Consider the following 10,317-nt stretch of genomic DNA (forward strand, 5'->3'; position numbering starts at 1 on the left):
CTAAGCCTTCGTCGGCAGCGTCAGCTGTGTATTAGAGACCGGCTGGTGGGCGGTCACCGGCGGGGTCGAGTCCTCCCCACTGCGTGGGGGTTGAGCCGTGACCGGCTGGGCGCTCGCCCCGGCCGCTGAGTCCTCCCCACTGCGTGGGGGTTGAGCCATTCAGGCCGACCAGGTCACCGACCAGGTGGAGTCCTCCCCACTGCGTGGGGGTTGAGCCATGCCTCAGACCGTGCGGCGTGATCGTCGGGAGTCCTCCCCACTGCGTGGGGGTTGAGCCATGCTCGTCGGCGGTGGCGGAGCCTTCAAGCCGTCCTCCCCACTGCGTGGGGGTTGAGCCTTCTGCATCATCCGCCTCGCCTACGGCGCATCGTCCTCCCCACTGCGTGGGGGTTGAGCCTCAATGTTCGACCTCCTGTCTGCGGAGCAGGAGTCCTCCCCACTGCGTGGGGGTTGAGCCGAGAGGCACGCCGGGAACAGTTGAACCGGTGGGTCCTCCCCACTGCGTGGGGGTTGAGCCTACGACCAGCCCGAAACCCTCGACCTGTTCGGGTCCTCCCCACTGCGTGGGGGTTGAGCCTATGTGAATGAGGTGATCGAAGATTGAGCCTTGTCCTCCCCACTGCGTGGGGGTTGAGCCGCCTCCGTCTTCGACAACCGCGACAGCTACGGGTCCTCCCCACTGCGTGGGGGTTGAGCCTGCCGCTGCACGATCTCCGCGGCATGCTCGGTGTCCTCCCCACTGCGTGGGGGTTGAGCCGTACGAGCTGCGGCACACGGCGGCGTCCCTGGGTCCTCCCCACTGCGTGGGGGTTGAGCCTTCTGTAGTCGAGTGCTTCCACGGCAGATCATGTCCTCCCCACTGCGTGGGGGTTGAGCCGTGGACATCACCACCCTGGTCTCCGCGGACGGGTCCTCCCCACTGCGTGGGGGTTGAGCCTACGCCTGGCGCGTCAACACCGGACGATCCGCGTCCTCCCCACTGCGTGGGGGTTGAGCCATCACCAAGAATCGCTTTCTCCGACGCACCCGATCCCCGGCGCTTTCCTCTTCCGAATGCAGCTTCCACTCCCTGGCTCCACCGCGGTCGCCGGCCTCACTATCCGGGATCAGGCCCTGAGAATCAGGGCTTCCCTGGACAAACTCGGTGTCGTCGTCACTATCGAGTAGCTCGGCTCTGTGCCGGCCACTGCCTGCTGCTCTGTCTCACACCCCACACCCTCAGTGATGGAACCCCGTCCCCTCTCCACCGTCAGCAGAGGTCGGCAACGGCGCATCCAGCCCGTCGAGGTACCGCACGCAGGTGCGCAGGTCCCGGACGAACAGCGTCGCCAGGTCATGGCTCATTCCGTTGCGCACCACGATGCGCTGCACGGTCACATCACTGAGGTCGTCCGGCATGGGGTACGTCGGCACCTGCCAGCCGTGCATCCGCAGCCGGTCGGAGAGATCGTAGAGTGTCCACTTCCGTTCCCGGCGCGCGCCACCCGACGCATCCTCCCCCGCCAGCCGCCACGCGAAGACGGGGATGTCGAGGTCCTCACTCCACAGCTCGAAGTCCGGCATCTTCCCGATCTCGCCGGCGAGGTACCGCGCCACCTCCATCGTCGTGCCCTGCACCCGCCGGTAACCGTCCATCCCCAGCTGCAGGAACAGGTAGTACTGCAGCAGCACCTGCGCGCCCGGCCGGGAGAAGTTCAGGGCCAGCGTCGGCATGTCCCCGCCGAGGTAGCTGACGCGGAAGACCAGGTCCTCCGGCAGATCCTCCTGCGTGCGCCACACGATCCAACCCAGCCCCGGGTAGACCAGCCCGTACTTGTGCCCGGAGGTGTTGATCGAGGCCACCCGCGGCAGCCGGAAGTCCCACTCCAGGTCGGGCTGCAGGAACGGGGCGATCATCCCACCGGACGCCGCGTCCACGTGGATCCGGATGTCCAGGCCACGTCGGTCCTCGATCTCGTCGAGGGCGGCGGCGATCGCTGCCACCGGCTCGTACATGCCGGTGTAGGTCACGCCCATGATCGCGACCACGCCAATGGTGTTCTCGTCGACGTAGCTGTCCAGGTCATGACCGTCGAGGACGCGGTGCTCCTCGGTCACGGGGACGTAGCGGGGCTCCACGTCGAAGTAGTTGCAGAACTTCTCCCAGCACACCTGCACCGCCGAGGAGAGCACGATGTTCGGCGTCTCGGTGGACTCCCCCGCCGCCCGACGCCTGTGCTGCCACCGCCGCTTCAGCGCCAGGCCACCGAACATGCACGCCTCCGAGGACCCGACGGTGGAGGTGCCCATGGTGTGGTCCGGATCGGGCGCGTTCCACAGCCGGGCGATCATCCGCCAGCAGCGGTCCTCGATCTCCGCGGTAGCGGGGTACTCGTCCTTGTCGATCATGTTCTTGTCGAAGGCCTCGCTGTACAGCCGGTTCGCGTGGTCGTCCATCCACGTGCCGACGAAGGTGGCGAGGTTCATCCGGGCGTTGCCGTCGAGCATCGCCTCGTCATGGATGAGCTGGTAGGCGGTCTCCGGCAGGCTGCCGGCCTCCGGGATGCGGTGACGCGGGAAACTGGTCGCCTCGTCGGTGCGGGCGAACAGCGGGTTGAGTTCGAGATCGCTCATCGGTGGTCTCCGTTCGCGTGCGGTCCCGTCACGCCCTGCGGATCAGGACGCCGTGGTGCTCGGGACGCGGTGGTGGTCAGACGTCGTGCCGCCGAGCGTACGCGCGGCAGGTGACGGCGATACCCCCTGAACTCTCTACCCACCGGGACTACCCTCGCGACCATGACCACCAACAACCCCACCAACACAGACACCACCGACATCAAGTCCATCCCCGCCACGACTCTCGACGGCGACCCGCTCGACCTCCATGATTTCGACGGCCCGCTGCTCATCGTCAACGTCGCGTCCAAGTGCGGGCTCACCCCGCAGTACACCGCCCTCGAGCAGCTCCAGAAGACCTACAGCACCACCGACGGCACCGGCCTCACCGTCCTCGGCGTCCCCTGCAACCAGTTCGCCGGCCAGGAACCCGGCAGCGCCGAGGAGATCCAGACGTTCTGCTCCACCACCTACGGCGTCACCTTCCCCCTGCTCGCCAAGACCGACGTCAACGGCGACGACCGCGACCCGCTCTACCAGGCCCTCACCACCACGCAGGACGCCGAGGGCGAGGCCGGCGACATCCAGTGGAACTTCGAGAAGTTCCTCGTCTCCGCCGACGGCCGCGTCCTCAACCGCTTCCGCCCGCAGACCACCCCGGATGACCCGGCGGTCATCGACGCCATCGAAGCGGCACTGTAGGGAGTCTCCGCCGGAAGCACCCTGCCGCACGTCCTTCTCACGGATGAAAAATTGTTCAAAAGTCTCCGGAATCCCGTTTGACCAGCTCTTTCACGTGTAGTGTCGAATCAAGTAACGATTTGATAACGGACCACCCCGCGAGGAGAAGAGCCTGTGCCGCTCCCTGAACTGACCCTCGAACAACGGCAGGACGCCCTCAAGCTCGCCGCCAACCGCACGCTGCGCGGCCTCGGCAAGGTCCAGCTGCAGGCCGTGAAAGACGCGATCAGCCGGTAACCACCCCCGCCCACCACTAAAATCATATTCTGATGGCACCAGTTACTTACGGCGTCTCAGTGACTGCGCGCAAGATGCAAGGCGGCTGGGATCTCGCACTCAACAACGGGGACGTTCTCTTCGTCCCTGTCCTCGACGACGCCGCAACCAGGGTCCGCACCCATCTCAACCTGCACCAACCCGCGATCGACCACCACAGGGTCACGGTCACTCTGACCATCGAGCCGGACCCGGCACCCGCGCCCGAGACAGTCTCCGGGCCCGCCGTCGCCCCCTCCTGGAGCAGCGAGACGTTCCACACTCCCCGACCGGAAGCCGAGCCGGCACCGGTGCCGGAACCTGGGCCCGCATGGAGCTCGACTCCGGATCCGGTGTGGACGCCACGGGCAGAATCGCCCCCGGACCCCACCCCCGTAGCGGCCACTCCAGAACCCACGCCCGAACCAGTCGCAGATATCAACGGCATGTCCCTCACCCTCCGCTTCCTCGCCGCCCGCGACACCTCGACCGACTTCGCCGGCGCGGCATCCCAGGTCGTCCCCTGGGTGGACGCACTGCCAGAGTCCGATCGTCGCCAGTGCCTCTCCGACCTGTGGGTCGCACTCAAGGTGGCCAACGAGGACTTCCGCTACGGCCCCCTGGAGGAGGCCGTCGCCCGTTGGCGTCCCGGTACATCACCGGCGCCACAGCCCGCGCGACCGACCCCGGAGCCGACCCCGGAGCCGACCCCGACCTACACCTACACCGCCCCGGACCCCGAGCCGATCGACCTGCTCCCCCGGGTCAGCCCACCGCCGGAGGCGCCGCCGATGATCTCCCCGAGCTACCTCAGCGGCTTCCCTGAGCACTCCTATGCTCTACCGGAGCGTCCCACATGGGCTGCGCGCCCGGCGCGCCCGGCGCGTCGTCAAGAGAGCGGACGCCACCGTCTGTGACCTTGCGGCGTGACCACACCCTGTGGTCTTTCCTACAGTTGATGATTCATATTGTCAGAAGTGCAGACTGTTGAGGACGGTCGCCTCTTCGTCTCCGTCGGGACAGGAAGACCTGTCCGGCGGGGACCCGACCCCGGTCACCAGATTCTCCTGCGCCATCGCGCGGACCACGCTAGATTTCTTGTATGCCATACAAGAACCGTGAGGCCCGCACCGCACTGCTGACCGCTGCCGTCACACTTTTCCGCGACCGGGGCTACGACAACGTCTCCGTCGCGGAGATCGCCCGAGCCGCCGGTGCCTACCCGAACCAGGTGACCTACCACTTCGGCGGCAAGGAACCCCTGTTCATCCACGCGGCCTCCCACGCAGTCCTGCGCACCGCCCGTCTCGCCGAGCAACGCACCCGCTGCTCCGCCACCCCGGAGGCCCACGCCCGCGACCTGGTCACCTACCTGCTAGGCCCGGGCGCGCAGACGTTGACCATGTACGCCGAGGCCATGCTCGCCGCCCGGCGCGTCCCCGAACTGCAGCAGGTCATCGTCACCACCCACGCCGCCCTCCATGAGGCAGGCGAACGCGCGATGGTGGAGACCTTCACCCGCACCGGCTGGACGGTCCGGGCCTCGCCAGGTGAGATCACCCGCGGCTTCTGGGCCGCCGTCCTCGGCCTCGCCCTGGAGAAGGCAGCCCTCGGGGCGTCCTTCAACGAGGCCGACGCGGACGCCGTCACCCTCATGCTCGTCCGGCTGAACACCGGCGACCTCACCCCTACCGACACCCCTACCGACCAGGAGCACCCATGACCAGTAAAGACACCGTCACCCTCACCGCCGGCAACGGCGAACCGATCGCCGTCACACGATTCGCCCCGGACGGGGAGCCCCGGGGAGCCGCCCTCATCTCCCCGGCGATGGCGACGAAGGCGAGCTACTACACGGCCTTCGCCACCTGGCTCGCTGACCGGGACATCGTGACGTACACCTTCGACTACCAGGGCTACGGCGCCTCGGCCCGCACCCCGCTCAAGGACGTCGACGCCGACATCCTCACCTGGGCCGCGGACGCCGCCACCGTCGTCGACCATGTCCACGAGGATCTGGCGGAGAACTTCGGTGGCGTCCCGCTGACCTGGATCGGTCACAGCCTCGGCTGCCAGCTCCTGCCCTTCACCGACCACTCGAAGATCACCCGCGCCGTCATCAGCTGTGGCGGAACCGGCTGGTGGAGGAATGCGGACTACCCGGACAAGGCCATCGCCCCGCTGCTGTGGTGGGCGGTCGCTCCGGCGCTGGTCAAGGTGCTCGGATACTACCCCGGCAAGAAGATCAGGCTGCTCGGCGACATCCCCGGCCCCGTGATGACGCAGTGGGCGAGCTGGTGCCGGAACCCGGACTACCTGTTCGGAGTCCTCCCGGAGCACCGCGCGACCTACGCCGCGGTGACCATGCCCGTCACCGCCCTGACCTTCACCGATGACGCCACGATGTCGGCAAAGGCGAGTGCCCACCTGGAGAGTTTCTACACCGGGGCCGAGCTCACCCCGAAGCGCTTCGCACCGTCGGAGGTCGGCCGGGAGAAGATCGGACACATGGGCCTCTACCGTCGCGGCAACGAGGACCTGTGGGAGAAGCTGCTGCTCCCCGAGGTCGCAACGGTGTAGCTTCTCCGCACGATGTCGGCAGCACGCAGTCTGAGGTCGTTGGCAGGGTGCTGAAAACAACCTCACGCTGCGTAATGCCGACATTGCCCGACCGACATCACCCACCCGACAGCGCCCCTACGCATTCACCTCAGCCCGGATGACATGCTTGAGCAGCTTGCCCGAGGGGTTACGCGGCAGGCCACGGGCGACGACGACTTCGCGGGGGATCTTGTACTTCGCCAGCTTCCCGGCGAGGTGCGCCCGCACCTCGTCCACACTGAGCAGCTGCCCTTCATCGGTGACGACCACGGCCACCACCGTCTCACCCCACTCCGGGTGGACGCGTCCGACCACGGCGACATCACGGACCTCCGGCATGTCCCGGATCGCCTCCTCTACCTCGGTGGAGTACACGTTCTCCCCGCCGGTGATGATCACGTCCTTCTTCCGGTCGGCGATGTAGATGTAGCCCTCGGCGTCCACCCGTCCGACGTCCCCGGTGCGGTACCAGCCGTCGATGAAGGCCTCCGCCGTGGCCGAAGGGTCGGAGAGGTAGACGCTCATCATCGAGTCACACCGCATCCAGATCTCCCCCTCGCCGTCCGCGGTGACCTCGGCACCGTCGTCGGCGACGACCTTGAGGTCCACACCGAGCATCCCGCGGCCGATGGATCCGGCCTTGCGAACCTGGTCGGCGGGCTTCAGCAGCGATCCCGCCGGCCCGGTCTCGGTCATGCCGTAGACCTGGTAGAAGTTCTCCGTGCCGTAGGCGTCGATGAGCATCCGCGCCATCTCCTCACCCAGCGGTGCCGCCCCGTAGATGAGCATCCGCATCGCCGAGAGGTCGTAGGACGCCGGCTGCCGCACACCCTGCTCCGCACCCGCCTTCGCCAGCTGCACCGGGGCGATGAACGCGACCGGCGCCCCGAACACCGCGGTGATCCTCTTCTCCTCGAGCGTCCCCAGGAACTGCGCGGGGTCGTACTCGCGCATGAGCACCACGGTCCCACCGATGAAGACGGTGGTCAGCACCCAGTTGTTCAACGGGGAGGCGTGCCACACGGGCATGCACACGAGCATCCGCTCATCGGCGGCGAAGGGCATGTTGGAGACCATGTTCGGTGCGATCGCGCTGACCGCCCGGTGGGTAAGGACGCATCCCTTGGGTGACCCGGTGGAACCGGAGGTGTAGAGCACCTGGGCGTAGTCGGTCTCGTCGACGAGACCGCCGGTGTACGGCTCAGCAGCAGAGACGGCGTCCTCGAAGGTGCCCGGTTCCCGACCGGTGGTGAGCCAGTCGATGCCCGGTGCTCCCTGGGCCGCGGTATCCGCCAACCGGTCGCTGACGACCCCGGTGACGGCGCGGGAGTGTGTCGCGACCTGCTCGATCTCCGGCGGGGTCATCTTGTGGTTGACCGGGACAAGGACGCCCCCGCACCGCCAGATGCCGTACATGGCGACGAGGAATCCGGGGTCGTTGAGCGTCATCACCATGACCCGGTCCCCGGGCAGGACGCCGCGCGCGGCGAAGACAGACGCCGCTCGGTCGGCGGCGTCCCGGAGCTCCCGGTAGGTCATGCGTCCCCCGTCCCACTCGACGGCGGCATGGTCGGGGTTGCGTCGCACACTGGCGTCGAGGACATCTACGAGATTCATCGTGCAGCTCTCTTTCGTTCGGTAATGTAACCTGAACCACAGTGAACCACAGTTCACACTTTTGTGGAAGATCACGGAAGCCGACAACCGGAGGACTCCATGCCCTACCGCCCCACCGACAACACCCGGGCCCGCGCCGAGAGACGCCGTGCCGACATCCTCGATGCCGCCACGGTCCTCGTCGCCACCGGCGGATTCGGTGCCGCCACCGTCCGTGCCATCGCCGACACCTCCGGCATCGCCACCGGCACCGTCTACCGCTACTTCGGCAACCGCGAGGAACTCCTCGCCGAGATCTTCCGCAGCCTCGCCGACCGGGAGTACCGCGCCGTGGAGCACGCCGTCCAGTCCGCCGACGAGCGGGTCAGCGACCGGATAACCGCCCTGCTCACGACCTTCTCCCGGCGCGCCCTGACCGGCCCCCGCACCGCCGAGGCCCTGCTCTTCGAGCCGGTGAACGCCCTGGTCGAAGGCGAACGGCTCATCTTCCGCCGCCGCTACCACGAGCTTCTCGTAGGCGTCATCGCCGCCGGGATCTCGGCCGGGGAAATCCCCGCACAGGACGCCGCCACCTCCGCACGCGCCGTCATCGGCGCCAATGCCGAGGCGCTGATGGGCCGGCTCAGCAGCCGCCCCGACACGCCCGAGGAACTCATCAGTTCCGTGACCACCTTCTGCCTTCGAGCCCTGGGAGCATCATGACCACAACCGCACACACCGGAACGCACACCGTCTTCAACCAGTCCGCACCGCGGGTCGACATCAACGAGTTCACCTGCGACCCCGCCCTCGTCGAGGCGGTCGACACCTTCGCCCCGGACGCCGACACCTACCGTCTCGGCCTCATCGGCGCGGAGGTCGGGACGGCGTCCTACCAGCATGACGCGGACCTGGCGAACCGGATCACGCCGGTGCACACCTCCCACGACCGGTGGGGCAACCGGGTCGACGAGGTGGAGTTCCATCCCGCCTACCACCGCATCATGGGGTTCTCGGTGAGCCAGGGGCTGCACACCTCGGCCTGGGCGAACCCCGGACCCGGTGCGAATGTGGAACGTGCCGCTGGATTCATGCTGGTCAGCCAGGTTGAGGCCGGCCACGGCTGCCCGGTGTCGATGACCCATGCGGTGGTCCCGGCACTGCGGAAGTCGCCGGAGATCGCGGAGTTCTGGGAGCCGAAGCTGCTCTCCACCTCATATGACCCCGAGCTGCGCGACCCGGCGACGAAGTCCTCGGCGATCTTCGGCATGGCCATGACGGAGAAGCAGGGCGGCTCCGATGTGCGGGCGAACACCACCCGCGCAACACCGAACGCCGACGGGACATGGTCCCTGACCGGCCACAAGTGGTTCTGCTCCGCCCCGCAGTCGGACGCCTTCCTCGTCCTCGCCCGGACCGGGGACGCCAGCGGCTCCGGTAACGCTGGCCAGGCACTGTCCTGCTTCCTCGTGCCCCGGATCCTGCCTGGCGGGGAGCGCAACCCGTTCTTCATCCAGCGCCTGAAGGACAAGCTCGGCAACCGGTCGAACTCCTCCTCCGAGATCGAGCTCGACGGCACCGTCGGGTGGCTTGTCGGCGAGGAAGGACGCGGCGTCCCCACGATCATCGAGATGGTCAACCGCACCCGCCTGGACTGCATCTTCGGCTCAGCGGCGGGGATGCGCCAGGGTGTGGCGGAGGCGGCGTGGCACGCCCGGCACCGGGCGGCGTTCGGGGCCACGCTCATCGACCAGCCGGCGATGGCGAATGTCATCGCCGACCTGCAGGTGGAGAGCGAGGCGGCGACGTGGACGGCGATGCGTCTGGCCGCCGCCCACGACGATGACGACCTCGAGGCCTTCCGACGTCTGGCCACGGCCGTGGCGAAGTACTGGGTCTGCAAGCGGGGCACCCACCATGCCTATGAGTCGCTGGAGTGCCTCGGCGGCAACGGCTATACGGAGCTGTTCCCCCTGGCACGGCGGCTGCGCGAGGCCCCGGTGAATGCGGTGTGGGAGGGCTCGGGCAATGTCATCGCCCTGGATGTGCTGCGCGCGCTGGCCCGTCAGCCGGAGGCTGGCGAGGCCTTCGTGGCGGAGATGTCCCGGTCAGTGGGCGTCGACGAGCGGTACGACGCCCAGTTTGACCGCATGACCACACTCCTGAAGGACGCCGCCTCCTCGCCGGCCGATGCTCCGGGGCTGGCCCGGCGACTCATCGAGTCCCTGGCCCTGACGTTGCAGGCCCAGACCCTGCTGACCCATGCGCCCGCCCCGGTGGCCTCCGCGTTCCTCGCCGGCCGGGTGGACCAGGTGACGCGCGGGATGGAGTACGGGACGCTGCCGGCGGGCGTGGATCTGACCGCCCTCGTCGACCGCGCGTAGATCGGGGCGTGTCGGCATCACGCAGTCTGAGGTTGCCCAGGGGGCGTGAAAACCAGCCTGACGTTGCGTGATGCCGACATGGCAGGGGCGGCAGGGGTGGCAGGGGGCCAGTCTCATATACACATCTGACGCTGCCGACGAAGGC

General features: G+C 67.8%; 9 protein-coding genes and 1 CRISPR repeat array. Of the genes, 7 read left to right on the forward strand and 2 right to left on the reverse strand.

Annotated elements, in window-relative coordinates:
* The first annotated feature begins 67 nt into the window (after positions 1 to 67).
* A CRISPR array of direct repeats spans positions 68 to 997; the repeat unit is 28 nt; unit sequence GTCCTCCCCACTGCGTGGGGGTTGAGCC.
* Between the two features lie 221 nt (positions 998 to 1,218).
* Entirely contained in the window at positions 1,219 to 2,613 is a 1,395-nt protein-coding gene (locus Q0A27_RS06130) for a glutamate decarboxylase (RefSeq protein WP_291474182.1), read from the reverse strand.
* A gap of 162 nt (positions 2,614 to 2,775) precedes the next feature.
* Here Q0A27_RS06130 and Q0A27_RS06135 point away from each other — a divergent pair, with 162 nt between their 5' ends.
* The 5 genes from Q0A27_RS06135 (at position 2,776) to Q0A27_RS06155 (ending at position 6,171) form a co-directional block, all read left to right on the forward strand.
* Positions 2,776 to 3,297: a glutathione peroxidase gene (locus Q0A27_RS06135; protein ID WP_291474183.1), complete on the forward strand. Its 522-nt coding sequence runs from the start codon at positions 2,776 to 2,778 to the stop codon at positions 3,295 to 3,297.
* Positions 3,298 to 3,450: 153 nt separating this feature from the next.
* A complete protein-coding gene (locus Q0A27_RS06140; protein ID WP_291474184.1) occupies positions 3,451 to 3,573 on the forward strand; it encodes a hypothetical protein in 123 nt (40 codons plus the stop codon).
* Between the two features lie 32 nt (positions 3,574 to 3,605).
* On the forward strand, positions 3,606 to 4,508 hold the full coding sequence (locus Q0A27_RS06145; RefSeq protein WP_291474185.1) for a hypothetical protein: 903 nt from the start codon (positions 3,606 to 3,608) through the stop codon (positions 4,506 to 4,508).
* 185 nt (positions 4,509 to 4,693) lie between these two features.
* Positions 4,694 to 5,314, forward strand: coding sequence for a TetR/AcrR family transcriptional regulator C-terminal domain-containing protein (locus Q0A27_RS06150; RefSeq protein ID WP_291474186.1), 621 nt, complete (start codon positions 4,694 to 4,696; stop codon positions 5,312 to 5,314).
* On the forward strand, positions 5,311 to 6,171 hold the full coding sequence (locus tag Q0A27_RS06155) for an alpha/beta fold hydrolase (RefSeq protein ID WP_291474187.1): 861 nt from the start codon (positions 5,311 to 5,313) through the stop codon (positions 6,169 to 6,171). The genes Q0A27_RS06150 and Q0A27_RS06155 overlap by 4 nt, the downstream gene beginning before the upstream one ends.
* Positions 6,172 to 6,288: 117 nt before the next feature.
* On the opposite strand, the gene Q0A27_RS06160 is transcribed toward Q0A27_RS06155, so the two are convergent.
* Positions 6,289 to 7,809, reverse strand: a complete 1,521-nt coding sequence (locus Q0A27_RS06160) for a class I adenylate-forming enzyme family protein (RefSeq protein WP_291474188.1) — start codon at positions 7,807 to 7,809, stop codon at positions 6,289 to 6,291.
* A gap of 99 nt (positions 7,810 to 7,908) precedes the next feature.
* Here Q0A27_RS06160 and Q0A27_RS06165 point away from each other — a divergent pair, with 99 nt between their 5' ends.
* On the forward strand, positions 7,909 to 8,511 hold the full coding sequence (locus Q0A27_RS06165; RefSeq protein WP_291474189.1) for a TetR/AcrR family transcriptional regulator: 603 nt from the start codon (positions 7,909 to 7,911) through the stop codon (positions 8,509 to 8,511).
* Entirely contained in the window at positions 8,508 to 10,172 is a 1,665-nt protein-coding gene (locus Q0A27_RS06170) for an acyl-CoA dehydrogenase family protein (RefSeq protein WP_291474190.1), read from the forward strand. Before Q0A27_RS06165 ends, Q0A27_RS06170 begins: the two co-directional genes overlap by 4 nt.
* Positions 10,173 to 10,317: the final 145 nt, after the last annotated feature.

This window comes from Corynebacterium sp. (assembly GCF_022712275.1).
Taxonomy (GTDB): Bacteria; Actinomycetota; Actinomycetes; order Mycobacteriales; family Mycobacteriaceae; genus Corynebacterium.

Coding starts and splice junctions, on each gene's coding strand:
- Q0A27_RS06130 (WP_291474182.1), bottom strand. CDS start 2,613: ATGAGCGATCTCGAACTCAACCCGCTGTTCGCCCGCACCGACGAGGCG.
- Q0A27_RS06135 (WP_291474183.1), top strand. CDS start 2,776: ATGACCACCAACAACCCCACCAACACAGACACCACCGACATCAAGTCC.
- Q0A27_RS06145 (WP_291474185.1), top strand. CDS start 3,606: ATGGCACCAGTTACTTACGGCGTCTCAGTGACTGCGCGCAAGATGCAA.
- Q0A27_RS06150 (WP_291474186.1), top strand. CDS start 4,694: ATGCCATACAAGAACCGTGAGGCCCGCACCGCACTGCTGACCGCTGCC.
- Q0A27_RS06155 (WP_291474187.1), top strand. CDS start 5,311: ATGACCAGTAAAGACACCGTCACCCTCACCGCCGGCAACGGCGAACCG.
- Q0A27_RS06160 (WP_291474188.1), bottom strand. CDS start 7,809: ATGAATCTCGTAGATGTCCTCGACGCCAGTGTGCGACGCAACCCCGAC.
- Q0A27_RS06165 (WP_291474189.1), top strand. CDS start 7,909: ATGCCCTACCGCCCCACCGACAACACCCGGGCCCGCGCCGAGAGACGC.
- Q0A27_RS06170 (WP_291474190.1), top strand. CDS start 8,508: ATGACCACAACCGCACACACCGGAACGCACACCGTCTTCAACCAGTCC.